Origin of the sequence: Acidithiobacillus sulfurivorans, assembly GCF_018853815.1 — a bacterium.
GTDB classification, from domain to species: Bacteria; Pseudomonadota; Gammaproteobacteria; order Acidithiobacillales; family Acidithiobacillaceae; genus Acidithiobacillus; species Acidithiobacillus sulfurivorans.
This window is the reverse complement of sequence record NZ_JAAOMP010000013.1, coordinates 21176-47459: the sequence shown is the minus strand read 5'-3', so window position 1 is coordinate 47459 and position 26284 is coordinate 21176. Positions and strand designations below refer to the sequence as shown.

Genomic DNA, 26284 nt, shown 5'->3' with positions numbered 1-26284 from the left:
GGCAAAGTTTGGCCGCAAGGCGACAGGCAGGAATTAATCCGATTAATCCATGAATAATGAGCTGACCGAGTCTTCTTCAGCAATGCGACGAATGGTTTCGGCCATGAGTTCGGCGACCGACAGTACGCGAATTTTCGGGCTATTCTGCGCTTCTTTGCTGAGCGGAATGGTGTCCGTAACTACCAGTTCATCCAGTTCGGAGCGCGCTATCCGTTCCATGGCTGGCCCGGAGAGGACTGGGTGAGTACAATAGGCGCAGACCTTGACCGCCCCCTGGGCTTTGAGGGCATGCGCTGCCTCGCAAAGGGTATTGGCGGTATCCACCATATCATCTACCAATACGCAGGTCCGTCCTTCGACGTCACCAATAATGTTCATGACCACGGATTCATTGGGGCGAGGACGGCGTTTGTCGATGATGGCCAGATCCACTTCCAGCCGTTTGGCAATGGCGCGGGCACGGACTACACCCCCTACGTCAGGAGAAACCACAATGAGTTCCGGGTAGCTTTTTCGCCAGATGTCACCCAGTAAAATGGGGGAGGCGTAAATATTATCCACAGGAACATCAAAAAATCCCTGAATCTGATCGGCATGCAGATCCATGGTCAAAACCCGATTGGCCCCGGCGCTGGTGATGAGGTCCGCCACCAGCTTGGCCGTAATGGCCGTGCGCGAGCGGGATTTCCGGTCTTGGCGCGCATAACCAAAATAAGGCATGGCAGCGGTAATCCGGTTGGCCGAGGCGCGTTTCAGGGCGTCAATCATGGTCAGTAATTCCATGAGATGATCATTGGTAGGTGCGCAGGTGGGCTGGAGGACAAAGACATCGCGCCCCCGGACGTTTTCGAGAATTTCGACAAATACTTCGCCGTCACTGAAAGAACTGACTTCGGCGCGTCCAAGGGGGATTTGCAGAAAACGGGCTACTTGCGCAGCAAGAACAGGATTGGCGTTTCCACTGAACACCATAAGATTGCCGTGGGCCATGTGATGTCATTCTCTCTGTGCAGGTGGCAAAACAGTCCGAGGACAATTTGGCTGGGGCGCCAGGGATCGAACCTGGGAATGCCGGAATCAAAATCCGGTGCCTTACCGCTTGGCTACGCCCCAATAACTCATTACTCGGCAGGGTCAAATAGGGGATGCCGATTACATCCTTTGACTGCCCAGGATCGCCATGGCACCGGTACTTGTCCAGCGATGATCCGGGCGCTACTTGCATCTTCCGCAACCCCAAAAACACAGGCTCCGCTCCCCGTTAAACGAACATCGCGCAAGCCATGACTTTTCAGCCATTGGATAGCGGATTCGACCTCTGGATAGCGTGCACATACTGTGCTTTGCAGGGTGTTTTCCATGACCCCGCCGAGAAACGCGCCTATTGTGCTGGGCGGGTGCTGTCGTGTCAATTCTGGAGCGGTAAAAATTTCCCGGGTACTGACAGCAATGCCGGGATGTACGAGTACATAATGGGATTCGGGAACCTCATCCAGGGCGGATAGCTGTTCACCGATCCCTTCTGCCCAGGCGCTCTGTCCAAAAATGAACACAGGAACATCCGCACCCAGTTGGGTGCCGAGCGCCATCAGCTCCTGGCGGGTAAAGCCGGTTCGCCAGAGACGGTTGAGAACGATCAGAGTGCTGGCGGCATCCGAGGAGCCTCCGCCAATCCCGCCGCCCAGCGGCAGAACCTTGTCGATGTGAATATGGACGCCTTCCTGGATGCCGGCACTTTCCATCAGCAGGCGCGCGGCACGGATGGTGAGATCATCTGTCTCAGCTACTGTTGCGGCTCCGCCACTTCGGGAGAACTGACCTGCGGGTCGCGAACTGAATTGTAGCTGATCAGCAAAATCAATAAATTGAAACACGGTCTGCAGTTCATGGTAGCCGTCGGGCCGTTGTCCGACGACCCGGAGCATCAGGTTCAGTTTTGCCGGAGCAGGGTAGGAAATACGCATGTTTACTTTGCCTGACCCATTTGCCACTGAGTAATGGCCATACGCAGGGCAATGCCATCCGGACCATTTGCCTGTAATAATTTGGGCATGGTCAGTCCGCCGACGGGGGTGTATTGCAAATAATGGACCTGCCAGGGGCCACTGCGGAGAATGTTCGGCAATCCTGAAGCGTTGTTGCTGATGGTGCTGGTGTTGCCGCGCAAGCCGAGCATCCAGTCCGGCAGCTCCGCAGCCGGTAGTTCGACATGCAGGACCATGCTCAGTAGCGTGGACAGATTGCGAGCTTGCCGATGTTCTCCGCTAATGGTTTCCAGATGAGCGCCGGAAGCCTCTACCGTGATGCGTGCCACGGTTCTGCCCAGAGGGTCATAAATGGAAAGTTCCTGCAGCTGGGGCGACTGTTCCCAGCGAAAGCCAAAGTTTTCATTCTGTTTGGGTGTGCTGAGGACGGCTTCGCCACTGGCACGCCAGTATTTCAGGCTGGAAATCACCTGATTGCGTTCCGCCGTGGGGAGAACGCTGGACGCGTTGGGGTGCACGGGAGTCATCGTCGCGCAGGCCGAGAGCGTCAACGCAAGCAGTGCCCCGGCACCGAGTTGCAGAGGCCGGTTCAGCACCGTAAAGGGAAAAGTTGTGGGGAAAGAAAGTCTCATGGCTGGCGGGTCAGTTCCTGGCGGAGAGGGATGTCGTTGGGATTTTTATCCAGTGCCTGTTGCCAGACGTTACGGGCTTCCTGATATTTACCCAGAGCCCAGAGGATACGTCCCAGATGCGTGCTGAGTTCGGGATCATCCGGAAGGGCCTGGTGGGCTTTTTGCAGGTATTCCAAAGCTTTCTGGTTGTCGCCCTGACGATGATGGAGCCAGCCGATACTGTCCAGAATTTCCGGATTTTCGGGTTCAAGTTCAATGGCTTTGTGTAAAAGCGTGCTGGCTTCGGGGAGGTTCTGATTTCTTTCCACAAGGCTGTAGCCCAGAAAATTGTAAGCCTGGGCATTATCAGGGGCGAGCTGAATGACCTGATGCATGGATTTCTCCATGGCGGGAAAATCATGGAGTTGTTCCTGGACGGCACCTTGGGCGTACCAGAGTTCCGCATTTTCAGGAAGACCTTCGAGAGCTTGCTGAAGTATTTGCAGGGCTTGCTGCAGGTGGCCGCTGCTTTGTAATAAATCTGCCTGGAGAAGGGGAATCTGCGCCTCTTTGGGGTGGGCAGTCGCCAGGGCTTGCAGGCGGGCCAGGGCTTTTTTATGGTCACCCAGCTGATACTCCACGCGCGCACTGTGAAGTGCCACTTCTGCAGACAGGGGACCAGAGTGAATGCGTTGATACCATTGCAGGGATTCCGCCCAGTGGCCCTGGGCTTCATACAGTCGGCCCAAATAATATATGGGTGCGGGAGATTGGGGGGCCAGATCACGGGCGCGCTGCAGATGACTTTCGGCTGCAGGCCAGTTGTGGCGTTCAATGTCCATGATCCCCAGGGACAAGGCGATTTCAGGATTATCCGGATGCTGCCGCGCCATTCCCTGATAAAGCCGGTAGGCCTGGGTTGTGCCGCCCATTTTCAGGTACAGCGCAGCCAGGTACTGGCGCGCTTTTGTCGCGTCTGGATAACGGGCTGTAAAAGACTGGATGCTGTGCAGGGCCACGGTCGGGCCTTGGGTGGCTTGCTGGGCTTCTGCCAGTTGAATGGCAGCTTCCTGCCAGTCAGGTCGCAGGCTCAAGGCTTTTTCCAGCCAGGTGATAGCATGATCGGGCTGGTTTTCGATCAGATCAATGCGACCCAAGGTATAGTAAGCACTGGCAGAATGTGGATTTTTGCTGGCCAGAGCGGTCAATAGTCGCTTTGCTTCGCCACTTTGGCCGTGGGCAATCAGTAATTCCGAGAGTTGCAGGGTGATTTTGGGATCATCAGGAAAGCGCGCCAGAGTTGCCTGGAGTAGACTAATGGCTTGTTGTTCCTGACCTTTGGTCAGCAGCAGTGCTGCCTCAAACTGGTCGGCCTTGGCGCTATCCGGTGCCAGTTCCCGCCATTTTCTGGCCAGGGTCAGGGCGTCATCAAAATCCCCAAAACGGGCGGTAGCCTGGGTGGCGCGCTCCAGAACATTTGCCTCGGGAGCCAGTTTGGCCGCTTCCGCCCATGCCGGTATGGCGAGCTTCGGCTCCTGCTGCAAGGTCGCAAATTCGGCAACCAATAGGTAATACAACTGTTCTCCGGTCATCCCGGCAGGGTTGGTGTCAGCCACAGCGTTTCCAGCGATGAGGCTGAGCAGTATTCCTGCCACCATGCCGCTCAGCTTGCTTCTCATACCATCTGCTCCGGATTGATCATTCAGCAAGCACAATAACTGCTGGCGCTGCGGCTTGCAATCCTGTGCGCGGTCAGCGACAATTCAGCCCCTCCATCGTCGCTCTGCAGGGACGGTCGCTGCTATTTTCTGCTTTGGTCTAAGTCATCATACTGCCCCGATTGCGGTTCGGGAAAAGGTTGCCTTTTCTCCGGAATCACTGGCTGTGGCGCATCGCGATCTGCTTGATCAGGGGCTCGCCAAGGAAGCTCTGATTGTCTCTACCTGCAACCGCACCGAAATTTATGTGCACGGCGGTCATGGGCTGAATCGTCAGGCCTTGCAGAACTGGCTCTGTGCTTTTCATCAGATTGATCCCCGCTCTCTGGACGGACACATTTATTACTCTAACGACGCAGAGGCTGTCCGCCATCTGTTTCGGATGGCCTGCGGTCTCGATTCCATGATTATTGGTGAACCCCAGATTTTGGGACAGGTGAAAGATGCTTATCAAGCATCTGCCGACAGCGGTGCAGCTGGTCCAGTCTTGAATCGCCTGCTGCACTGGACGTTTCGGGTTGCAAAACGGGTGCGTTCGGAAACCGCCATTGGCTCTGCCCCGGTGAGTGTGGCCTATGCAGCAGTCAGCCTGGCCAAACAGTTGCTCGGTGGTCTGGAAGGTCGCTCGGTATTGCTGATTGGGGCTGGAGATACCATAGAACTGGTGGCTACCCATTTGCGAGAGCACGGCGTAAGTACGTTTGCGGTGGCCAATCGCAGCCTCGAACGCGGTGAGCAACTGGCCGCAAAGTTTGCGGGCAATGCCCATGCCCTGGAAATGATCCCCAGTCTTCTGCATGACGTCGATGTGGTGGTGAGCTGCACGGCCAGTACCCAGCCCATAGTCAGCCGTGAGGCGGTATCTGCCGTCATGGCGCAACGCGAACGTGGCGACCTGATGCTGGTGGATCTGGCCGTACCCCGGGATATTGCCCCCGAGGTGGAAAGCATTGAGCAGTGTTATTTGTACACGCTGGATGATCTGAATGATATTGCCCAGGCGGGAATGCGGGCGCGACGTGAAGCCGCTGCAGCTGCCGAGCTGATTATTGCCGACGAGGTGGGCCAATTTCAGCAGTGGCGCGAAAGTCTGGATGTGGTGCCAGCTATCCGTCGCCTGCGCGATCACGTGGAAGAACGGCGTCAGGACGAAGTGCGGCGTTTTCAGCATTATCTGGATCAGGGCCAGGACCCGCACGCGGTACTGGATGCTTTTTCCAAGGCGTTGATCAATAAAGTGCTGCATGATCCCATTGCGACCTTGCGCCAGCCTTGCCAGGAAGCCACCAATGAGAGCCTGGTCGCGGCTTTGGATATTCTTTTTCATCTCAGTGATGCCGAAGGATGAGCCTCAGTCCGCGTTTGCAGGGGCAACTGGAACAATTGGCCTTTCGCTTTGAAGAGCTGAGCCAGATGTTGACCAGCCCTGAGTTGGTTAATGATACCCAGCGCTTTCAGAGTCTTTCCAGAGAGTTGGGTGAAATCAGCCCCATACTGGATTTGTTGCGCCGTCACGAACTGCGCCAGCGGGATCATGACGATGCGGAAAAAATGCTGCTTGAAGAGCGCGATCCCGATTTGCGGGAAATGGCTCATGACGAGCTGGCGAGCGCCAATAATGATCTGGAGGATCTGGAAGAGTCCTTGCGCTTACGCTTGTTGCCCAAAGATCCTAATGATGAGCGCAATGTTTTCGTGGAAGTGCGTGCGGGGACCGGGGGAGAAGAAGCTGCCCTATTTGCTGGTGATCTGGTGCGCATGTATACCCGCTATGCCGAGAGTCAGGGTTTTGCGGTGCTGTTGTTGTCGGCATCAGAGTCGGAGCGGGGCGGCTACAAGGAGGCCGTGCTGGAAATCAGTGGGCGCGGTGCTTATTCCCGACTCAAGTTTGAATCGGGCGGCCATCGGGTTCAGCGCGTCCCGGAAACTGAAGCCCAGGGGCGCATCCATACCTCCGCCTGTACGGTGGCGGTATTGCCGGAGGTGGATACGGTCAGCGAGATCAATATCAATCCTGCGGATTTGCGGGTGGATACCTTTCGAGCCAGTGGCGCCGGTGGTCAGCACATTAACAAGACCGATTCGGCCATCCGGATTACCCATATTCCTTCGGGTCTGGTGGTAGCCTGTCAGGAAGATCGCTCACAGCACAAAAACCGCGCCAAGGCGATGGCCTTGTTACAGGCCCGATTGCTGGAAACGGAGCAGGAAAAGCAGCAGAGCAGTGCTGCGCAAACCCGGCGGCTTTTGATTGGTTCTGGCGATCGCTCCGAACGCATTCGTACTTATAATTTTCCGCAAGGACGCCTGACGGATCATCGTATCAATCTGACCCTGTACCGACTGGAAGCTATTCTGGCGGGAGATCTGGATGCCGTCATTGCGCCGCTGATCAAGGAATATCAGGCCGATTTGCTGCAAAATCTGGGTGATGATTAGTCTTCTGATTAGTCTTCAGGACTGGCAGCGCCATCTGGGTGCGCAGTTGGCGGCAGTCAGTGACCAGCCCACCCAGGAAGCGCGCTGGCTGATGACACATGGTCTTGGTCTCCGTTCCACGGAACTTCTGATGAATCCTCACCAGGTTTTGACTCCCACTGAAAGAGCGCAATTACAGACACTGCTGGACCAGCGACTCAGCGGTTTGCCCCTGGCTTACTGTCTGGGTGAATGGTCTTTTTATGGACTGGATCTGGCAGTTACTGCTGCAGTATTAATTCCTCGTCCCGATAGTGAATTGCTGGTCAGTCTGGCGCTTATGGAGAGTCAGGCAGAGGATGACCTGCAACTGCTTGATCTGGGCACAGGGTCCGGAGCACTGGCCTTGGTGCTGGCCCGGGAGCGGCCGCAAGCCAGAGTTTTTGCGGTGGAGCAAAGCCCCGAAGCCTTGGCCGTCGCCCGGCTGAATGGGGTTCGAATCGGGCTAAAAAACATCCAGTGGTTGCAAGGTGATTGGTATGCTCCCCTGGATGCTAGCCTGCGTTTTGATCAAATTATTTCCAATCCGCCTTACCTCGCCAGTAATGATCCGCATCTGCCGGACTTACAGCATGAGCCCAGGACTGCGCTGGTGGCTGGTCCAACGGGTCTGGAATGTCTGGAACCTATTATTTTCGGTGCCCGTTCGCGTTTGCATCCGGGGGGACGTATTTTGCTGGAGCATGGGTGCGAGCAGGCTGCTGCGGTGTGCAGACTCCTGCACGACCAGGGTTTTCAGCAGGTACAGACGCACTGTGATCTGGCGGGCAGAGAACGTGTAAGTAGCGCCAGGAGTCCTGATCATGCCTGAATTACCGGAAGTGGAAGTAACCCGCCTGGGAATCAGTCCGCATCTTTTGGGAAAAAATCTGCAGGGCGCGATTGTGCGTGAATCACGTTTGCGCCTGGCCGTGAATGCGGATTTGAGTGCGCAGCTTGCCGGTCAGAAACTGGAGCAAATAAGACGGCGCGGCAAATATCTGCTGCTGGATTTGCAACGCGGCAGTATTCTGATTCATTTGGGGATGAGTGGACACTTGCGGGTACTCCCGCAGGACACTCCGGTGGAGAAGCATGATCATGTGGATCTGCTTTTTGCTCAGGATACATGTTTGCGTTTCCATGATCCCCGCCGTTTTGGCGTACTTTGCTGGCTGAAAGAAGCGGATGCGCACCCATTGATTGCTCGCCTTGGTCCTGAACCTCTGGGCGAGGATTTTTCCGGAGCCTATCTCCATGCTCAGAGTCGTCAGCGCCAGATTCCGGTAAAAGCCTTTCTGATGGATGCGCATCAAGTGGTGGGTGTGGGAAATATTTACGCCAACGAGGCCCTTTTTGCCGCAGGCATTGATCCGCGTCGTCCGGCCGGACGCATCTCGCTGGCTCGCTACACGCTCCTGGCCGCAGCCGTGCGTTCCGTGCTGGAAGCCGCTATTCAGCAGGGAGGAACGACTTTGCGCGACTTTACCCGACCAGATGGCAGAAATGGATATTTTCGACTATCTCTGGCGGTATACGGACGAGAAGGACAAGCCTGTATCCGCTGCGGAAAAGCTTTGCTGGGAATGCGCATCGGAGGGCGGGCGACTACTTATTGTTCCCATTGTCAGCACTGACCTGTCGGGAGTACCTATGAGCATTGAGCAGTCGATTACCCGGTCGCCGATTTTGGACGGCCTGTCCGCATTGAACCGCTGGCGCCAGGATCTGGTCAGTGGTCTGCACGAAATGGCGGCACTCACTGCCGACCTCGGCCTACTGCCCAGCGGAACCATGCTGCAGCTGGAAACTCTGGCCTACGATACGGAACAGGACAGCCTGCGCATTGCTTTTGTCGGGGAATTTTCCCGGGGTAAAACCGAACTGATCAACGCCTTGTTTTTTTCGGATATGGGGCAAAGACTCCTGCCTTCCAGCTCCGGCCAGACCACCATGTGTCCCGTGGAAATTCGCGGCGCGCCGCAAGGTCGTCCCGGTCTGCAGCTACTGCCCATCGCCAGCCGCAGCCTCGATGTCAGCATTGAAAAGCTTAAAAAGGCGGGAAGTGCCTGGCGCAAATTCCCCTTGTCTTTGGCAGACAAAAAGGAGCGTTCCGAGTCGTTGGCGCACTTGACGGAAACGGTTTGTGTGGCCGTAGAAGATGCCCGGCGTATTGGTCTTTGCCCGCCGCTGAACCGTACTCCCAAAAATCGCGAACGCACGGTTTGCCCTTCTTGCGGATTGGGTAAGGTACTGATTCCGCGCTGGCGACACGCCATATTATATATGGCGCACCCCGTCCTGGATGCAGGGTTGACGGTGCTGGATACCCCGGGGCTCAATGCCATTGGTGCGGAGCCGGAACTGACCTTCAGCATGCTGGCAGATGCAGAAGCTATTGTATTTCTTCTGGGTGCAGACACCGGGGTAACGCAAAGTGATCTGATGATCTGGGATCAATACCTGATGCGCAATGCCCATCAAAAGCAAATCGTACTCTTGAATAAAATTGACACCCTTTGGGACGAGTTGCGGGAAGAAGACGATATTCAACAGGAAATTAGCCAGCAGGTGGCTAATACGGCAACCCGCTTACGCATCAGCCCCGATCAGGTCATTCCGGTTTCCGGTCAAAAAGGTCTGGTTGCCCGAATCCGTCAGGATGCGGAGCTTCTGGAACGGAGTGGCATGGCCGCGCTGGAACGCTCCATAGCGGAAGTACTTTTGCCAGCGCGTCATGAAACCATTAAGGAAAAATGCCGGACGCTCATAGAGCGGGCGGTGCTGGATCAAAAAAATATGTTGCAGGATCAGCGCCATCGTCTTTTAGCGCAAATGGATAGTGTACGGAGTCTCAAGGACCGTACGGCTGAAAAAATCCCCAAACTGGTTGAACAGCACCAAATTCTACTCAAAAATTTTGAGCAGGATCGACTAGCTTTTGAAGAGAAAAAAGCCCAGTTTCGCCAGGCAGTGGAAGAGCTGTTGCTGATTCCTCTGGCTCCCAATACCTTTGATCTGGTGATCAGCAATGCCAAGGCGGAAATGCTTTCGGCCTGGACAACCGCAGGAATTGTCGAGCGTTTTCGGCAGTTTTTCAGTGAAGCCATTGCCCACTTTGACCGGGCACTGGCGGGTGCACAACAAGTGTCCGCCATAGTCGCGGAAGAATATCAGGCCTTGCAGAAGCGTTACCGTCTGCCCCCCTTGCGGGCCGTGCCCTACGCCATGATGCCCAGACGTGCGGAATTGATGGATATGTCTGAAAGCTACGAGCGTTTTGGAATGATGCTGGAAATTGCGGTAAACACCCAAAGTAGCGTGGTGCGTAAGGCATTTTTGACGGTAGCGGGCCGCACCCGTGATTTTGTCGTCGAAACCCGTCGGGAAGCAGAAAACTGGGTGGATGAAATCATGGCCGTCATGAACCAGCAACTCCAGCTATTTCACCAGAATGCCGAAGAAGAGCTGAATGCGCTACAAAGCATTGCCACGACCATGGGTAATATTGATACGAGAGTGCAGCAGCTGGAACAAGGTCTTGCCGAGATTCAGGAGCAGAGCGACCGGTTGGATCGGCAGTCTGCTCCGCTGCTGATTCTGCTGAGAGCGCCTTTCAGGCCTGTCCGGTAAGTTGCCGGAATTTGCTTTGCAGTTGTTCAGCCGATTCTGCATGGTCAGGATCTTTGCTGATACAATCCACCGGGCAGACTTCCATGCATTGGGGCGTATCGTAGTGACCAATGCACTCGGTGCAAAGGTTGGGGTCAATGACATAGATGTTCGGCCCCATGCTGATGGCGCTGTTGGGACATTCGGGCTCACAGACATCGCAGTTGATGCAGTTGTCATCAATAAGCAGAGACATTTATTTCTCCTTGGACCAATTCTATATTCTACTTTTCTGAATGGCTCAGGTCCACTCCGTTGCGAAAATGTCTTTTCAGGGCGCTGGCTACAGCAGGATGGACAAAAGCGCTGACATCTCCGCCCAGACGACTGATTTCCCTAACCAGGCTGGAGGAAAGAAAAGTATGCTGATCGGAAGTCATCAAAAATAGCGTCTCAATTTGCGCATCCATACGGCGATTGATGGAAGCCAATTGAAATTCATGCTCAAAATCAGAAATGGCGCGCAATCCGCGCAAAATCAGATGGGTTTTTTCTTCCTGCAAAAGATGGATTAATAATCCGGAAAAAGTGCGTACCCGGACTCCCGGAATGCCTGTGAGGGTTTCCGTTGCCAGGGCGACTCTTTCAGCGAGAGGAAATATGGGATTTTTGGGAGTTTCCGAGGCGATGGCCACCACGACCTCGTCAAAAAGCTGGGCAGCACGACGGACCAGGTCTTCGTGTCCATGGGTGATTGGATCAAAAGTGCCGGGATAAATAATCCGTCGGGGCTGGGATGTTGTGCTCATGGGCTCCTACTGCTTGCTAAACAGCGTGTAAAAAGCATCACCACAATGTCCGTGGCGATAAGTCTGCCAACCCGCAGGAATATTTGCGGCCTGCCATTGTTCCGTAGCCGAGCTTTCCAGGTATAGCCAGCAGGGTTTTTCCGACGTTGCACGGGCAGCAAAACAAGACGCCAGACGCTGTGGCCAGCCCTGATCAAAGGGCGGATCAGCAAGCACTATATCAAAGGAAGCGGCATTCTGCTGTAGATAATGCAGCGCATCCTTACCTGCAAGCTGGCTTTCCGGAACCCCGCAAGCCGTGAGATTCTGGAGTAACAGGGCACGATGCCGGGGATTTTTTTCGACAAAAACCACTTCCTTGGCATCTCTTGACCAGGCTTCCAGCCCCAAAGCGCCACTTCCGGCGAAAAGGTCCAGAACCCGCGCGCCTGCAACCACCCCGCCCAACCAGTTAAACAATCGTTCACGGACTACCCCGGGCGTAGGGCGAACGCCTGAATCTGCGGGAGTCAACAGACGGCGACCTCGATGACGTCCAGCAATAATGCTGACGGTCATGGATTTTTACCCCAAATTGCAGGTGGCAGATAGTCATAAGCGATGGGCGCATTGTTCGCTGCACTGCTTCGGTGGATAATGCAACTATTCATAATGTCTGAGGTTCTGCCCGTCCAATGGTTTTTAATTGGTTCAAGCGTAACAAAAGCCCTTCTCAGGAGGAAATGACAGAAGCTGCTGACGCAACTGTCCAGTCTGAGCCTGCTGAGGAAAAACCTGAGACTGCTCTGCCTGCACATGTTGAGGCAGTGCCAGAAGCCGAATCTGAAGAAGAGGCTTCCCCGCCACCCGAACCCGCCGCTAATTCCGTGCAAAAAGGGCTGTTCACACGACTGCGAGAAGGTCTGAACCGGAGTCGTGAGCAATTTACCGAAGGCGTCGGCCGACTGGTTCTGGGTAAAAAAGTCATTGATGACGAATTGCTGGAAGATCTGGAAGCGTTATTGTTACAAGCGGATCTAGGTTCTGCAGCGACTCAGGAAATCATGGCCTCGGTGACGGAAAAAGTGCGTCGCAAAGAACTCACGGATCCTGCCATCCTGAAAAAAGCTCTGCGCGATGCGCTGCTCGATATTTTGCGGCCGCGTGCGGAACTCTGGATGCCGGAAAAGGGACGGACTCAGGTATTGATGATGGTGGGTATTAATGGTGCCGGGAAAACGACGACTACGGGCAAACTTGCCGCACGCTGGAAAGCCGAAGGCTTTTCCATGGTACTGGCGGCCGGAGACACTTTTCGGGCGGCTGCGGTTGAACAGTTGCAGGGCTGGGGGCAACGTGTGCAGGTTCCGGTAGTTGCGCAGGGAATGGGTGCAGATAGTGCCTCGGTAGTTTTTGATGCTTTTGCGGCGGCGCGGGCCCGATCTGCCGATCTGCTCATTGCCGATACGGCAGGACGTCTGCATACCCAGGACCATCTGATGGAAGAGCTGAAAAAAGTCAAAAGGGTACTGGCAAAGCAGGATCCAGATGCGCCCCATCAGGTCTGGTTGGTGCTGGATGCAGGAACCGGACAAAATGCCCTGAATCAGGCCCAGCAGTTTCATGAGGCTATTGGTCTGACGGGTATTTGTATTACCAAACTGGATGGCACCGCCAAGGGCGGGGTGGTGGCGGCTATTGCCAAGGCGCTGCCGATTCCGATTCGTTATATTGGCGTAGGAGAACAGGTGGCCGACTTGCGTCCCTTTGATCCAGAATCTTTTGTTGATGCCCTCTTCGCGGAGCCGAAGTCATGATTGAATTTATCAATGTCACCAAACACTATCCCGGCCGCCATCATGTGCTGCGGGAACTGAATCTTAAATTGCCGACCGGGCAGATGGCTTTATTGACCGGGCCTTCGGGGGCAGGCAAAAGTACGCTTCTGAAATTGTTGCTGCGTCTGGAAGATGTCAGCCATGGCACGCTGATGGTCAATGGCGTGGATGTTTCGACCCTGGAAAAACGCCATATACCAGCCTATCGTCGGCGCATTGGGGTGGTTTTTCAGGATCACAAATTATTGATGGATCGTGACGTGTTCAATAATGTCGCCCTGACTTTGCAGGTCAGTGGGGTATCTGGAAAGCAGATTCAGAGCCGGGTAAGGGCAGCGCTGGAAAAGGTCGGGTTGGGTAACCGGATTCATAATTTTCCGGCCACTTTGTCGGGTGGCGAACAGCAGCGGGTGGGGATTGCCCGGGCCATTGTGCATACCCCGGAAATTTTGCTCGCCGATGAGCCGACCGGTAATCTGGATGGTTCGTTGAGCACAGAAATTCTGGATCTGTTTAGGGACTTTCATCAGCACGGTACCACGGTTCTGGTGGCTACCCACGACCAGTCCCAGGTAGAGCGTCTGGGGCTCCCCGTCTTTCATCTGGAGCAAGGGATGCTGCAAAATGCCAAGGAGAAATCCGCGTGAGTGCTATTCGTCGGGAAGCCGCCCAAAATGCCTTGAACACCCTGCTGAAGCAACCGTTAGCGACACTAATGACCATTTTTGCCCTGGCTATTGTGCTGGCACTGCCCGTGGGCCTTTTTGCGGCGCTCAATAATCTCCAGCAATTGTTGGGGCAATGGCGAGATCAAGCCCAGATTTCCCTGTTTCTCCATCAGGATGCTACAGAGCAAGACATACAGCAGCTGCAGAAGCATTTACAGGGCAGCACCGGAGTCGTCAATGTGCGCTATGTCGGTAAGGAAGCCGCATTGAAAACATTTGAAAAAAACGCCGGAATGACTGCTGCCATCAAAATTCTCGGAGAAAACCCACTACCGGCTGCGTTTATTGTTGAACTGAATCCATTGTCTGAAAGTCCGGCGGCCTTGCAGGCGCAAGTTCAGAAGTGGGCGCGTCAACCCGGAGTTGCCAGTGCCCAATCCGATTTGCATTGGGTGGCTCGCCTGCAGGCCATTCTGGCCCTGGGTAAAACGGCTGTCTGGATTTTGGCCATTATGTTGGCCGTGGGCGCAATTCTGGTCATGGGTAATACCATTCGCCTGCATATTGCCCAGCGCCGCGATGAAATTGATGTCGCCAGTCTGGTGGGGGCAACGCGGGCCTTTATCCGCCGGCCATTTTTGTACCAGGGACTGATCCAGGGGGCCATTGCCGGAATACTAGCCTGGATTATTATTGCGATTACCATCACGATTTTGCAGGGACCGGTTGATCGTCTGGCGACTTTGTATGGTACCCGGTTTCAGCTTTTGGGCCTGACGGGTCTGGAAGGGCTGATCCTGATTATTATCAGCGCTATTCTTGGCTGGTTGGGTTCACGCCTTGCAGTGGGCCAGCACCTCGACCATACTTTTTCATAATGGATGCGCTGTCCTTGAAAATATTATTCGGGATCCCCATCTAGTTAACATGTTGTGTATGTATTGAGAGGCTGGGTTCAGTTTTCGGGAATAAGGAACCAGCTGCAGATCTTGAGAGTCCAAGGTATGTTGATTGATGCGGGGACTAACTATGAATGAACTTGCTATAGCCAGTAGGGATTTGGTCAGCGCCGACGGGCTGACGGCTTACCTGCGTTTCGTCAATGCCCAGCCCATGCTGGAGCCCGAAGAAGAGCGGGATCTGGCCCTGCGTCTGCGCGATCATGAAGATGTCGAAGCGGCAAAATCCCTGGTGCTCAGTCATCTGCGCTTTGTGGTGCGGATTGCTCGGGGTTATCGGGGCTACGGCCTGCAGGAAGCCGACCTGATTCAGGAAGGGAATATTGGCCTGATGAAAGCCGTCAAGCGCTATGATCCTGATCATGGCGTACGTCTGGTCTCTTTTGCCGTACATTGGGTCAAAGCGGAAATTCATGAATTCATTTTGCGCAACTGGCGTATTGTCAAAGTGGCTACTACCAAGGCCCAGCGCAAGCTGTTCTTTAATCTGCGTTCCAGCCGAACCCACACCGGCTGGTTGAGTGGTGAGGAAAGTGCCGCCATTGCTGAAGATCTTGGCGTTACCCAGGAGCAGGTGCTGGAAATGGAAGGCCGGATGACCGGTCATGACTATTCCCTGAATATGGAACCCGATGAGGAAAGTGGCCACTCGCGGGTCATGGAACTGGCTGATCCCGCAGAGTCCACTGTGGATCAACTCCTCGATAGAGATTGGGGCGAGCACCAGCATGCCGTATTGCAGGGTGCCTTGTCGGCCCTGCCTCAGCGCGATCGCTACATCATTGAAAACCGTTGGCTCAGCGAGGATCCCAAGACCTTACAAGTGCTGGGTGACGAGCTGGGAGTTTCTGCAGAGCGTATCCGCCAGCTGGAAAAAAGCAGCATGGGCAAGCTGCGCCAGAAAATGTTGGCATTCAGTCCGGCGGCCTGAGCAGATGTTGTTGTTTCATATTGATGATGCAGGACGTTGGCCGAATTTGTTGGCCAACGTGCGCAATGCAGCGGCTGCTGATCCCGATCAGGCGCTGCGCGTCATCGCCAATGGTCAGTCTCCGGTTTCACTGTGGGCGCATGGTCACTGGCGGCGTGAAATCGAAGAGCGGATCAGCGCCGGTTTATGCGTGGATTTTTGTGAAAACAGCCTGCGCAACATGGGGCTTGACCCCGCCGCCCGGCCTGCTGGCAGTCATCTGGTTCCGGCGGGCGTCATTGCCATTGCCGAAGCCCAGGCGGCTGGAGCGTTTTATCTCAAGCCCTGAGTTCCATTCTGGTAACACCATCTGAACCCGGTCTATAAAATATAGCGGGACAGATCTTCGTCCTGGGCCAGATCCTGCAAGCGCCCATCCACATATTCTGCATTGACTTCCACGCTGGGCTGACTCAGGTCTGGCGCTGAAAAAGCCACTTCTTCCAGCAGGCGTTCCATGACGGTATGCAGGCGACGGGCACCAATGTTCTCGACCCGTTCGTTGACCTGTTGCGCGATTTCGGCAATGCGCCGTACGCCATCATCGGTAAATTGCAGGGTGACCCCATCACTGGCGAGCAGGGCGCTGTACTGGCGCACCAGGGCATTTTCTGGCTCCTGCAGAATACGGACCAGGTCTGCCGCACTCAGGGCATCCAGCTCTACGCGAATGGGGAGTCGTCCTTGCAGTTCCGGGATCAGGTCAGAAGGTTTGCTGAGATGAAATGCCCCGGACGCGATAAACAGGATATGGTCGGTTTTCACCACGCCATAACGGGTGCTGACATTGGACCCTTCCACTAGCGGCAACAAATCCCGTTGCACCCCTTCCCGGGAGATGTCGGTACCCTGCTGACTCCCGGAACGTACGGCCACCTTGTCGATTTCATCAATGAAAACAATGCCGCCCGACTGTACCCTTTCCAGGGCCCGGGCGCGTACTTCTTCTTCGTTGACCAGCTTGGCGGCTTCGTCCTCAGTCAGCAGACGCCGGGCTTCCGCCACCGGCACCTTGCGGGTGCTGGTTTTACCCTGGGACATATTGGAGAACATATCCCGCAGCTGGTTGGTCATTTCTTCCATACCCGCTGGTGCCATGATTTCCACACCCGCTTTGGGCGCAGCAACCTCAATTTCAATTTCCTGCTGATCCAGCTTGCCCTCGCGGAGCATCTTGCGGAATTTTTGGCGGGTACCTTCATCGCTGCGTGGCACAGTGCTGTCCCGGGGGCCAGGAATCAACGCATCGAGAATGCGTTCTTCGGCCATTTCTTCAGCGCGCTGGCGCATGGCTGTTTGGCGTTCGCTACGAATCATGTCTACAGCGGTTTCTGTCAGGTCCCGGATAATGGATTCCACATCCTTGCCGACGTAACCCACTTCTGTGAATTTGGTGGCTTCCACCTTGATGAAAGGGGCGTTGGCCAACTGCGCCAGACGGCGGGCAATTTCGGTTTTGCCGACGCCGGTAGGTCCAATCATCAGGATATTTTTGGGGGTGATCTCCTGATGCAGGGGGGCAGGCACCTGGCCGCGCCGCCAGCGGTTGCGCAGGGCAATAGCCACGGCACGCTTGGCGTCAGACTGGCCGATGATGTACTTGTCCAGTTCCTGGACGATTTCACGGGGGGTCATTTCAGACATGCTCATAGTTCTTCAATCGTATGGTTGTGGTTGGTATAAATGCAGATGTCCCCGGCGATGCCCAGCGCCCGTTCGGCGACCTCTCGGGCCGGCAACTCGGTATTTTCGAGCAGGGCACGGGCTGCAGAAAGCGCATAGGGACCGCCGGAGCCAATGGCAATAATGCCGAATTCCGGCTCCAGCACATCGCCCTGTCCGGTAATAATCAGACTTTGTTTATCGTCCGCAACGGCCAGCATCGCTTCCAGTCGCCGCAATACCCGGTCGGTGCGCCACTCTTTAGCAAGTTCAACGGCAGCCTTGGCCAGTTGTCCGGGATGGGCTTTCAGTTTGGCTTCGAAGCGTTCGAGCAGGGTAAAAGCGTCGGCGGTAGCCCCCGCGAAGCCAGTCAATACGTCCGGTTCAATACGCCGTACCTTGCGGGCATTGCCTTTCATGACGGTATTGCCAAAAGTTACCTGACCATCTCCGGCCATCACCACATTGTTGCCGCGTCGCACGCAAAGAATGGTGGTGCCGTGCATGGGTAATGCATCTGTCATAAGTTGTCCTCGGTTTCCGGGCGTTTTGTGTGTCTGGCGCGCGGGTGAGCCGCATCATATACATGCGCCAACTGCTGATAGTCCATATGGGTATAAATAGCCGTCGTTGCAATACCTGCGTGTCCCAAATACTCCTGCACGGCGCGCAAATCTCCGGCGGACTGGAGAAAATGGCTGGCTGCACTATGGCGCAGGGTGTGGGGATGAATATGCTGACCCAGGCGTTTTTCTCCCATTTCCTTCATGCGGATCTGAATGCTGCGGATACTGAGGCGATGCGCAGAGGCGTTGAGCAGTAAAGCGTTTTCTTCAAGAAGATGCTTGTCCATAAGCAGGGCATGACGTAGGGGTAAATACAGATCGAGCATTCGCCAGACGGTTTTCCCGGCCGGAACAATGCGCTCCTTGCTGCCTTTGCCCATGACCCGCACGGTCCCGCCATGACGATCCAGATCTTGCAGGTCCAATCCCGCCAGTTCACTGACGCGCAGGGCGCTGGAGTAGAGCAGTTCCAGTATCAGTTGATCGCGGCTCTGCGCAAAATTGGGGGTTGTAGAGGGTTTTTCGGCAGGGTCCATCAACTGTTTGGCCTGATCGACGGTCAACCAGTCCGGCAGGCGTTGTTCGGATTTGGGCATGATGATGCCTTGCACCGGGTTCGACAAATCCGGTGATTCCTTTTGCAAATGCCGATACAGGGCACGGAGGGCGGCGAAACGTCTGCGCAGGCTGCGCACAGCCACTCCGCGACTGCGTTCCGCCATCAGATAAGCGCGCAAATCGCCGGGCTGAATATGGGCAATGTCCTGATGTCCACGGCTTTGCATAAAGTGTAACCAGCCTTGTAAATCGCGATGATAAGCCTCGACGGTGGCAGGGCTGCTGCGCCCGCTGCGGGCAAGAGTCTCTGTGAAGTCGTTGACGGCTTCCTGCATCAACATGGGGTCAGGCAGCGATCCAGAGCGGCTGTCACCAGGCGGGCAATTTGATTGAGCAAATCCGCACCCGCATCCTTGGCATAACGCTCAGGATTTTGACTGCCCAGCACAATGCCCGCCTGAATATGCTGGCCAACCAATGGAATCAGGGCAAAAGATTCCAGAGCGGCGCCCTCGGCTGCAAACAAAGTGCTCCGCAGGCTCGGATTGATAGAGAGACCAGTGGCCGCTTGGGTGGGCGGCGAGCCGTCCAGTATCTCCAGAAAATCCGCTTCTTCAAGCACCGTAAATTGGGGCAGACCTGACACCGGCGTGCGGGCAATTAAGGCCAGCGCCTCCACCTGAAAACCTTCGTGCAGCCGGGTCAGCACGGTATTCATGGTTGCCGGACAGTCCGGCGTGTTCAGCAATTCGGTAGCCAGATCCGAAAGGTGCAGGCCCAGCGCCGCGTTTTGTTGGGCGGCACCCAGCAGGGCGGCAATACGTTGCTGCAGACGGCTATTTTCGTCGCGTAAAACCTGTGCCTGTCTTTCCAGCAGGGAAGAGGCGGACCCGCGACCTACATGGGGAAGGGTCAGGGACAGTAACAAATCTTCCTGATCCCATAAATATTGAGGATGTTCGAGCAGGTACTGGCGGACTTGTTCTGCCTGAGCATCGTGTTCAGGGGCTGTTGCCAACTTAATCGTCCTCCCAATGGGTATCGCTATAGCGTTCGGGGGCGCTGTGTACTTCCAGTGCCGCGATCAGATGGGCGAGGGTTTCGCCTTCCTGATCCGTCAATTTGTGTAGAAAAGCCAGATCCCGGGCGTCGCAGTTCAGGCTGTCAGCTATGGCTTGTACCGTAGTATTTTGCATGATGGTGTTCCCCTTTGTCTGTCAAACCATGCGTTATAAGGGCCAGGTTCCGTCAAAAACCACCTGCGCTGGTCCTGTCATCATAACGGCTTGTCCCGGTCCTGCCCATTGAATGTGCAATTGCCCACCGGGAAGATCTACCGCAACGGCCTGATCCAGCGCTCCCCAGCGGATTCCAGCCACCACCGCCGCACAGGCATTACTGCCACAGGCCAGGGTTTCTCCGGCACCACGTTCCCAGACCCGCAGACGAATGTGGGAGCGGTCACAGATTTCCATGAATCCGACATTGCAGCGTTGCGGAAAATCCGGGTGTTTTTCGATTTGCGGCCCGAGCTGGGTGACGGGTGCTGTGACCACATCCGGCACGCGCAGCACGGCGTGCGGATTACCCATGCTGAGTGCGGCCAGGCGCAGGGTGTCATGGTTGACTTCCAGCAGGTATTCGGGGCCTTCTTCCTGAGTTTTAAAAGGAATGGCCTCCGGAGAAAAACGCGGTGCCCCCATATTAACGCTTACCTCGCCGTTTTCGAGAATGCGCAGTTGCATTTGTCCGGATTGGGTTTCTACCTGAATGACATCCTTGTCACTGAGCCCGGCGCGGCGAACAAATACCGCAAAGCAGCGCGCACCATTACCACACTGGGCGACTTCACCGCCGTCCGCATTGAAAATGCGATAACGAAAATCACAGTCCGGGGACTGGGGAGGTTCTACCAGCAGGATTTGATCGCAGCCGATACCAAAATGACGGTCAGCAAGGGCGCGAATTTGTTCTGGCGTCAGATGGACCCGCTGGCGGATACCATCGAACACGACAAAATCATTGCCGAGGCCGTGCATTTTAGTGAAATTCAGTGCGCTGCGGGCAGTTTGATCGGTTTTAGCTATCATGGACAAGAGTTTAGCACGGACTTAGGCGGAAGGCTCGAAAAGGGCCAGTGTCCCCATGGCAACAAAAAAGCGCCGAGGAAAAACCTGGGCGCTGCTATGTTCTTGGCTGGGGAACGTGGATTCGAACCACGGTTAGCGGAGTCAGAGTCCGCTGTCCTGCCGCTAGACGATTCCCCAAGAGTGGCGGCGATAATAGCTTCAGGCCTGCTTCCCTGTCAAACCGGATTGCCGGATCAGGTGAAAGCAAGCCTGAATTTTGTATTTATTTTGCCGACGTTGTAAAAAAGGTGTTGTCAAAATGTTGCAAGCTGTCCACACCGGTGCTATAACTTGCACCGTAGTATCCAAACAATGCTCTCGAGGAGGGGCTTTATCATGAAGAAGAATCTTATCGCTTTGGCCGTTGCGGCCGCAGTTTTGGTTCCTGGTGTGGCTTTTGCAGCAACCAGTGATGGTTCCAGCAAGGTGTTTCTGCCTGAGAACTCCCAGGATACCGGTCCTATCCTTTATGGATTTGCCCAGATCACCGGTAGTCAGCAGTTTGGTACCCCTGGACAGGAAGGGTTGATTTTTGGCGCCCACCGCATCCGTTTGGGCGTGAAGGGTACGGCTGTTCCCGGTGTAACCTATAACTTCCAGTACAAGTGGGATGGCGCTTGGATGAGCGGTGGTTCCCTAGAAAGTGCGAATAGCCTTTTTCCTGGAGTTAGTGGCGAATCCGGCGTACAGGACGCGGAAATTAATTTTGGTTTCATCCCCGAAGTACAACTGAAAGTCGGCAAGTTCCGTGTGCCGGTCGGCATGGAGCGGACCCAGTTCGGTGGCGATGACTTGTGGTTTATTCAACGCTCCATGAATCAGTCTTTGGGTGCCGACCGTAGTGCGGGTGCCATGTTCCACAGCTCGGACGTGATGGGTACTGGTATCTACTACAGTGCGGGTATTTTTGATAATCATTCTTTGGATGGGAATAATGCTTTTACTCTGTTTGGCAAAAATCCCACTGCTTATGCTCCCAACGTGGGGGTTCCTTTTGTAAAAACCACAGCTCAGACCAGCGTCGGTGGAGTGCTGACCCAAGGTTCTGGTCGTTACTTGTTTGCAGGTATGGTGGGTTACAAGCTTAACCCTCTTCTCAATGTTGAATTATCTGGTGCTCGTGCTGACACTTTAGATTCAGCTCCGGGTTATGCCAAGCAAATTGATTCTTGGAATGTCGGCGCCCGTGGCGGCATGATGGGCCTCAAGTACATGGCGGAATATAGCCATGTAACCAGTTATCAGGGCATCGCCGGTCTTGGTGCTCAGGATTGGTATGTAGCTTTAGCTGCTAACCTTCATCAGATGACCTTGACGCCGGATTGGTTGGATATTGAGCCAGCTTTCCGCTTTGAGCGTTTTAACTGGACTGGTGACAACAATCTTGGAAGTCTTAACAACTACACGATTGGCGTAAACTACTCCTTCAATCCTAACAATCCTTACGCGGCTCGCATTCAGGCTAACTATGTGATTCCGCAGGGTGGTTCAATGTATCGTCAGGCTTATGGCCTTGGACATACAGGTTCAGTGCCTACCAACGGCTATATCTACAACACCATGGTGTTGCAGTTCCAGGCTGGTTTCTAAGTCAAAGCAATTCCCGGGCGGCTTCGGTCGCCCTCTTGCCGCCCCTTTCGGGGCGGTTTTTATTTGCTTTTTGAGCAGGATACCGTTATAAGAAAACCCGCTGCGGGGAGGCTTGATCCCGCATTTTTTCTTATGACCGTTTTGGGGAATATCAGTGGCTCGTCAAATTCGTAATATCGCTATCATCGCCCACGTTGACCATGGCAAAACCACGCTGGTGGATCAGTTGCTCCGTCAGTCCGGTACTTTTGCCGCTCACCAGCAGCTGGAAGAGCGGGTGATGGACAGCAACGATCTTGAAAAAGAGCGCGGCATTACCATTATGGCGAAAAATACGGCGGTGCAGTGGGGAGATACCCATATCAATATTGTCGACACTCCCGGACATGCCGACTTTGGCGCCGAAGTAGAGCGGGTGCTGGGTATGGTCGATGGCGTGTTGCTGCTGGTGGATGCTGTTGAAGGCCCCATGCCGCAGACCCGCTTCGTGACCCGCAAGGCCCTGGAACTGGGTCTGAAGCCCATTGTGGTGATCAACAAGGTGGACCGCCCCGGCGCTCGCGCCGACTATGTCATCAGCGCCACCTTTGATCTCTTCGACAAGCTCGGCGCTACCGAAGAGCAACTGGATTTCCCGATTATTTATGCCTCCGGTCTGCAGGGCTATGCGGGTGAAGATCCTGAGGTGCGCTCAGGGGACATGAAACCTCTCTTTGAGATGGTTTTGACGCATGTGCATGCCCCGGAAGGTGATCCGGAAGGTCCTTTGCAAATGCAAATTGCTGATCTGGATTACTCCAGTTATGTGGGTCGTATTGCCATTGGCCGGATCCGCCGTGGTTCCATGAAACCCGGTCAGGATATTGTCCTGATTCATGGTGTGGATCAGACCCAGACCAAGGCGCGGATTTTGCAGTTGCTGGGTTTTGATGGCCTCAAGCGGGTGCCGTGGGAAACGGCTACGGTGGGCGATATTGTGGCGGTGACAGGTATTGAAGAGCCTTCCATTGGTGCGACCATTGCAGCACCGGAAGCGCCCGAAGCCCTGCCCTGGAAACCCATTGATGAACCGACCCTGAACATGACCTTTCAGGTGAATACCAGCCCCTTTGCCGGGCGCGAAGGCAAGTTTGTCACCAGCCGCCAGTTGCGCGATCGCCTGTATAAGGAGTTGCTCATTAACGTGGCGTTGCGGGTGGAAGATACGGATAATGCCGACGTGTTCATGGTCTCCGGACGCGGCGAACTACATCTCACCATCCTCATTGAAAACATGCGCCGCGAAGGCTATGAACTGGCTGTATCCCGCCCTAGGGTGATTCAGCGTCAGGTGGATGGCGCCTGGGAAGAGCCTTATGAAGCCTTGACCGTAGATGTGGAAGAAACCCATCAGGGCACCATCATGGAGCGTCTCGGTATCCGGCGCGGTGAGTTGCAGGACATGATGCCCGATGGCCGTGGCCGGGTGCGTCTGGAATACAAAATTCCCGCGCGCGGTCTGATCGGCTTTCATACGGAGTTTCTGACGGCCACTTCCGGTACGGGGGTGATCAGCCATATTTTCGACGGTTACGGTCCGGTCAAGGGCAGCATTCCGGCGCGTAATAATGGCGTGCTGATTTCCGCAGAAGAAGGCGAGGCCGTGGGTTTTGCCCTCTTCAATTTGCAGGATCGGGGGCGGATGTTTGTCAGCCCCGGTGACAAGGTCTATGAAGGCATGGTGATTGGTATTCACAGCCGCGACAATGATCTGGTGGTCAACCCCCTCAAGGAAAAGAAGCTGACCAACATGCGGGCTTCGGGTTCTGATGAAAACATCATGTTGACGCCACCCATCAAAATGACGCTGGAAGCGGCAGTAGAGTTTCTGGCCGACGACGAACTGGTGGAAGCGACGCCCCAGTCCATCCGGATTCGCAAGCGCTTCCTTACGGACAACGAGCGTAAAAAGGCGTCACGCGGCGGTGCCGGAAACGGATAAGAGGACTTCGCCACCGAAACACGGCGTGTTCGGTGGCTGACACTGCAGGCCCGGAAGCGGCAACGCTTACCGGGCTTGATATTTTATGGTGTTTTTTCCAGCGTGATGAGGCGGAACCAGCCACCCATGGCACCCGGTTCATCACGCATACACTGTAATTCCGGGCGCTCTGCCAGAATCTCCTCAAAGGTCAGATCGGTATGAGTAGCTACGGCACCCGCCACCCGACCCAGGGCGCGTCTTAACCAGGCTTTTTGGCCGGGACGTAAAAATTTGTCGAGTAGCAAAATCCGGCCTCCGGGTTTGAGAACGCGGCTGGCTTCTGCCAATGCTTTACCGGCATTGGGGACCACCGCCAGAATCAGATGCATCACCACAAAATCGAACGAGGCATTGGCAAAGGGCAGCACTTCTGCGTCGGCCTGAACCAGTGGAATGGGGCTTGGCAGGTTTTGCGCACGGCGCAGCATGGCATAGGTCAGGTCAATACCAATGGCGGTACAGTGAACGGGTAAAAAGGGAATATCCAGTCCGGTGCCGATGCCGTCGACTAAAACCTGACAGGACTCATTTTGGGGGATTTGGCGGAGGCTGCGCTGACGCAAAGGTTCGGAAAAGCCGCGTACTGCCTGATCGTAAATGGGCGCCCAGATGCCGTAGGCGCGCTGCAGGCTACTGCGGCTCAATGAAATACCGTAGCGACGGCCAGACGAAATGCAGGAATGGGGCTTTCGAAGGTTTCCCCGTCTGCTGTAATCCATTCGTAACTGCCGTGCATGCTGCCTACAGCCGTCGACAGAACCGAGCCGCTGGAATAGCGAAAGCGTTGTCCAGGCTGCAGGGTGGGCTGTTCGCCGACTACGCCGGGGCCTTTGACTTCCTGGATATGACCTTCGGCGTCGGTAATAATCCAGTGGCGGTTGAGCAGCTGTGCGGTTTGCGGGCCGTGGTTTTCGATGGTGATCTGGTAGGCAAAAGCATAATGCGCCTGCTCGGGGCTGGATTGTTCGGGAATATATCGGGTTTCTACGGTGATCCGAATGTCTGTGGGGGCGTTTTCTGCCATGATCTTACTCCGGGCGTTGAGCCACTAGGATAATCAAGAACCAGTCTAACGAGCGGGAAGCCACCTGCCAAGCGGCTTCAGCGTCGTTTGTTTGGCATTTTTGCAGCAGGCCGGAGCCGGTACAGGATGACGATGCGGCCAATACGTCCAACAATTTCGGCGTGACTGGCGCTGACCAACTGGGTAATCATGGCATCGCGCAGCGCATGTTCCAGTTGGGGCAAGCGGACTTTGATGAGTTCATGGGCATCCAGAGCAATTTCCAGTTCGGCGAGCAGGGCATCGGTGACGCCCTGAGCACCAATCATCACAACCGGTTTGAGGGTATGGGCCTGACCGCGCAGGTTTTGTCTTTGTTTGGCGTCCAGCATGGTATCCTCGTCAGACAGGTGATTCGATAAATGGTGGACGGGAGTGTACGTTTGCGCGATGCGGTGGTCAAAGGTCGGAGGGTGTTGCAGTGGCTAGAAGTAAATCCAGTGAAAAATGGCTGAAAGAACATTTTCGGGATGTGTTCGTGCAGCGTGCCATGAAAGAAGGGTATCGTTCGCGGGCAGCCTACAAATTACTGGAAATTCAGGAGAAGGATCGGCTGATTCGCCCCGGTATGCGCGTCCTTGACGTGGGTGCCGCGCCGGGTGGCTGGACCCAGGTGGCCGCCCCGCTCATCGGCCGTAACGGGCGGCTGGTGGCTGTGGATCGGCTGGCCATGGATCCGGTCGCCGATGCCACGGTCATTTGTGGTGACGTTTATGAAGATGCGGTGATTGCCGCCTGTCGGGAGGCCTTGCCGGAAGGGGTCGATCTGATCATGAGTGATATGGCCCCCAATATGTCCGGTATTGCCAGTGTCGATCAGGCGCGCGCCATAGACCTGGCGGAGCTGGCGCTGGATATGGCTCAACGCTGGCTGCGTCCGGGCGGATCGCTGCTGATCAAGGTGTTTATGGGGACAGGCGCTGAAGAGTTGCGCCGTGCTCTGCGCAAGGATTTCAAAAAAATTGTGGTACGCAAACCGGAAGCTTCCCGCGCCCGTTCTACCGAACAGTACTGGCTGGCGCTGGACTTTCAGGGGGTTGCACAGGAAAGGTTGGACAACGCGCCAGCGAGTTCCCTATAATCTGCA

The 26284-nt window shown here is 55.2% G+C and carries 29 protein-coding genes and 2 tRNA genes; 13 read left to right on the top strand and 18 right to left on the bottom strand.

Annotated features, from left to right (window positions below; all coding sequences use genetic code 11):
• Positions 1–42: 42 nt before the first annotated feature.
• The 5 genes from HAP95_RS00545 to HAP95_RS00525 all read right to left on the bottom strand — a co-directional run bounded on the left by HAP95_RS00545 (position 43) and on the right by HAP95_RS00525 (position 4275).
• Positions 43–990 carry a ribose-phosphate pyrophosphokinase gene (locus HAP95_RS00545; RefSeq protein WP_215862662.1) on the bottom strand — a complete coding sequence of 316 codons (948 nt, stop codon included), beginning with the start codon at positions 988–990 and terminating at the stop codon, positions 43–45.
• A 48-nt stretch (positions 991–1038) separates the two neighbouring features.
• Positions 1039–1113, bottom strand: a tRNA-Gln gene (locus HAP95_RS00540).
• An 8-nt stretch (positions 1114–1121) separates the two neighbouring features.
• The gene (gene ispE / locus HAP95_RS00535; RefSeq protein ID WP_215882509.1) at positions 1122–1964 is read right to left on the bottom strand and encodes a 4-(cytidine 5'-diphospho)-2-C-methyl-D-erythritol kinase; all 843 of its coding nucleotides are present in this window, start codon (positions 1962–1964) and stop codon (positions 1122–1124) included.
• Positions 1965–1966: 2 nt separating this feature from the next.
• Entirely contained in the window at positions 1967–2617 is a 651-nt protein-coding gene (gene lolB / locus HAP95_RS00530) for a lipoprotein insertase outer membrane protein LolB (protein ID WP_215882508.1), read from the bottom strand.
• Positions 2614–4275, bottom strand: a complete 1662-nt coding sequence (locus tag HAP95_RS00525; RefSeq protein WP_215882507.1) for a tetratricopeptide repeat protein — start codon at positions 4273–4275, stop codon at positions 2614–2616. The genes lolB and HAP95_RS00525 overlap by 4 nt, the downstream gene beginning before the upstream one ends.
• Before the next feature lie 55 nt (positions 4276–4330).
• On the opposite strand from HAP95_RS00525, the gene hemA reads away from it, so the two are divergent.
• From hemA to HAP95_RS00500, 5 genes are read left to right on the top strand one after another with little or no spacing between them, the layout of a single operon-like run.
• The gene (gene hemA, locus HAP95_RS00520) at positions 4331–5662 is read left to right on the top strand and encodes a glutamyl-tRNA reductase (RefSeq protein WP_215882506.1); all 1332 of its coding nucleotides are present in this window, start codon (positions 4331–4333) and stop codon (positions 5660–5662) included.
• Entirely contained in the window at positions 5659–6753 is a 1095-nt protein-coding gene (prfA, locus tag HAP95_RS00515; protein WP_215882505.1) for a peptide chain release factor 1, read from the top strand. The genes hemA and prfA overlap by 4 nt, the downstream gene beginning before the upstream one ends.
• Positions 6746–7603 carry a peptide chain release factor N(5)-glutamine methyltransferase gene (prmC, locus tag HAP95_RS00510; protein WP_215882537.1) on the top strand — a complete coding sequence of 286 codons (858 nt, stop codon included), beginning with the start codon at positions 6746–6748 and terminating at the stop codon, positions 7601–7603. Before prfA ends, prmC begins: the two co-directional genes overlap by 8 nt.
• Positions 7596–8408, top strand: a complete 813-nt coding sequence (gene mutM, locus HAP95_RS00505; RefSeq protein WP_215882504.1) for a bifunctional DNA-formamidopyrimidine glycosylase/DNA-(apurinic or apyrimidinic site) lyase — start codon at positions 7596–7598, stop codon at positions 8406–8408. Before prmC ends, mutM begins: the two co-directional genes overlap by 8 nt.
• A gap of 16 nt (positions 8409–8424) precedes the next feature.
• On the top strand, positions 8425–10404 hold the full coding sequence (locus HAP95_RS00500; protein ID WP_215882503.1) for a dynamin family protein: 1980 nt from the start codon (positions 8425–8427) through the stop codon (positions 10402–10404).
• Here the strand turns inward: HAP95_RS00500 and HAP95_RS00495 are convergent.
• Genes HAP95_RS00495 through rsmD form a run of 3 tightly spaced genes read right to left on the bottom strand, consistent with a single transcriptional unit; the run spans position 10388 to position 11750 of the window.
• Positions 10388–10639, bottom strand: a complete 252-nt coding sequence (locus HAP95_RS00495) for a YfhL family 4Fe-4S dicluster ferredoxin (protein ID WP_215862654.1) — start codon at positions 10637–10639, stop codon at positions 10388–10390. The genes HAP95_RS00500 and HAP95_RS00495 overlap by 17 nt on opposite strands.
• A gap of 28 nt (positions 10640–10667) precedes the next feature.
• A complete protein-coding gene (coaD, locus tag HAP95_RS00490) occupies positions 10668–11192 on the bottom strand; it encodes a pantetheine-phosphate adenylyltransferase (RefSeq protein ID WP_215882502.1) in 525 nt (174 codons plus the stop codon).
• 6 nt (positions 11193–11198) lie between these two features.
• A complete protein-coding gene (rsmD, locus tag HAP95_RS00485; RefSeq protein ID WP_215882501.1) occupies positions 11199–11750 on the bottom strand; it encodes a 16S rRNA (guanine(966)-N(2))-methyltransferase RsmD in 552 nt (183 codons plus the stop codon).
• Between the two features lie 116 nt (positions 11751–11866).
• On the opposite strand from rsmD, the gene ftsY reads away from it, so the two are divergent.
• The 5 genes from ftsY to HAP95_RS00460 all read left to right on the top strand — a co-directional run bounded on the left by ftsY (position 11867) and on the right by HAP95_RS00460 (position 15895).
• Positions 11867–12988, top strand: coding sequence for a signal recognition particle-docking protein FtsY (gene ftsY, locus HAP95_RS00480; protein ID WP_215882500.1), 1122 nt, complete (start codon positions 11867–11869; stop codon positions 12986–12988).
• Positions 12985–13656: a cell division ATP-binding protein FtsE gene (gene ftsE, locus HAP95_RS00475; protein ID WP_215882499.1), complete on the top strand. Its 672-nt coding sequence runs from the start codon at positions 12985–12987 to the stop codon at positions 13654–13656. Before ftsY ends, ftsE begins: the two co-directional genes overlap by 4 nt.
• Complete coding sequence (gene ftsX, locus HAP95_RS00470) at positions 13653–14555, top strand: permease-like cell division protein FtsX (protein WP_215882498.1); 903 nt, start codon at positions 13653–13655, stop codon at positions 14553–14555. The genes ftsE and ftsX overlap by 4 nt, the downstream gene beginning before the upstream one ends.
• A 151-nt stretch (positions 14556–14706) precedes the next feature.
• Positions 14707–15567 carry an RNA polymerase sigma factor RpoH gene (gene rpoH, locus HAP95_RS00465; RefSeq protein ID WP_215882497.1) on the top strand — a complete coding sequence of 287 codons (861 nt, stop codon included), beginning with the start codon at positions 14707–14709 and terminating at the stop codon, positions 15565–15567.
• A gap of 4 nt (positions 15568–15571) precedes the next feature.
• Positions 15572–15895 carry a hypothetical protein gene (locus HAP95_RS00460; RefSeq protein WP_215882496.1) on the top strand — a complete coding sequence of 108 codons (324 nt, stop codon included), beginning with the start codon at positions 15572–15574 and terminating at the stop codon, positions 15893–15895.
• Between the two features lie 32 nt (positions 15896–15927).
• Here the strand turns inward: HAP95_RS00460 and hslU are convergent, their stop codons facing one another.
• From hslU to HAP95_RS00425, 7 genes are all read right to left on the bottom strand, one after another.
• Complete coding sequence (gene hslU, locus HAP95_RS00455; protein ID WP_215882495.1) at positions 15928–17250, bottom strand: ATP-dependent protease ATPase subunit HslU; 1323 nt, start codon at positions 17248–17250, stop codon at positions 15928–15930.
• A 2-nt stretch (positions 17251–17252) separates the two neighbouring features.
• Positions 17253–17792: an ATP-dependent protease subunit HslV gene (gene hslV / locus HAP95_RS00450; RefSeq protein ID WP_303646374.1), complete on the bottom strand. Its 540-nt coding sequence runs from the start codon at positions 17790–17792 to the stop codon at positions 17253–17255.
• Positions 17789–18733 (bottom strand): tyrosine recombinase XerC, encoded by a 945-nt coding sequence (locus HAP95_RS00445; protein WP_215882494.1) that lies wholly within the window; start codon positions 18731–18733, stop codon positions 17789–17791. Before HAP95_RS00445 ends, hslV begins: the two co-directional genes overlap by 4 nt.
• On the bottom strand, positions 18727–19410 hold the full coding sequence (locus tag HAP95_RS00440; RefSeq protein WP_215882493.1) for a DUF484 family protein: 684 nt from the start codon (positions 19408–19410) through the stop codon (positions 18727–18729). Before HAP95_RS00440 ends, HAP95_RS00445 begins: the two co-directional genes overlap by 7 nt.
• Position 19411: 1 nt before the next feature.
• Positions 19412–19588 (bottom strand): hypothetical protein, encoded by a 177-nt coding sequence (locus HAP95_RS00435; protein WP_010639806.1) that lies wholly within the window; start codon positions 19586–19588, stop codon positions 19412–19414.
• A 33-nt stretch (positions 19589–19621) separates the two neighbouring features.
• Entirely contained in the window at positions 19622–20482 is an 861-nt protein-coding gene (dapF, locus tag HAP95_RS00430; RefSeq protein ID WP_215882492.1) for a diaminopimelate epimerase, read from the bottom strand.
• 103 nt (positions 20483–20585) lie between these two features.
• Positions 20586–20659, bottom strand: a tRNA-Gln gene (locus HAP95_RS00425).
• 153 nt (positions 20660–20812) lie between these two features.
• On the opposite strand from HAP95_RS00425, the gene HAP95_RS00420 reads away from it, so the two are divergent.
• Positions 20813–22111, top strand: a complete 1299-nt coding sequence (locus HAP95_RS00420) for a porin (RefSeq protein WP_226832314.1) — start codon at positions 20813–20815, stop codon at positions 22109–22111.
• Positions 22112–22265: 154 nt separating this feature from the next.
• Positions 22266–24092, top strand: a complete 1827-nt coding sequence (typA, locus tag HAP95_RS00415) for a translational GTPase TypA (RefSeq protein WP_215882491.1) — start codon at positions 22266–22268, stop codon at positions 24090–24092.
• A gap of 83 nt (positions 24093–24175) precedes the next feature.
• Here typA and HAP95_RS00410 read toward each other — a convergent pair whose 3' ends face one another.
• From HAP95_RS00410 to HAP95_RS00400, 3 genes are all read right to left on the bottom strand, one after another.
• Entirely contained in the window at positions 24176–24778 is a 603-nt protein-coding gene (locus tag HAP95_RS00410; protein ID WP_215882490.1) for a class I SAM-dependent methyltransferase, read from the bottom strand.
• Positions 24775–25158 carry a Co2+/Mg2+ efflux facilitator ApaG/CorD gene (apaG, locus tag HAP95_RS00405; protein ID WP_024892925.1) on the bottom strand — a complete coding sequence of 128 codons (384 nt, stop codon included), beginning with the start codon at positions 25156–25158 and terminating at the stop codon, positions 24775–24777. Before apaG ends, HAP95_RS00410 begins: the two co-directional genes overlap by 4 nt.
• Positions 25159–25235: 77 nt before the next feature.
• Positions 25236–25529, bottom strand: a complete 294-nt coding sequence (locus HAP95_RS00400) for a YhbY family RNA-binding protein (protein ID WP_215882489.1) — start codon at positions 25527–25529, stop codon at positions 25236–25238.
• An 89-nt stretch (positions 25530–25618) separates the two neighbouring features.
• Here HAP95_RS00400 and HAP95_RS00395 point away from each other — a divergent pair, with 89 nt between their 5' ends.
• Complete coding sequence (locus HAP95_RS00395) at positions 25619–26278, top strand: RlmE family RNA methyltransferase (RefSeq protein ID WP_215882488.1); 660 nt, start codon at positions 25619–25621, stop codon at positions 26276–26278.
• Positions 26279–26284 lie beyond the last annotated feature (6 nt).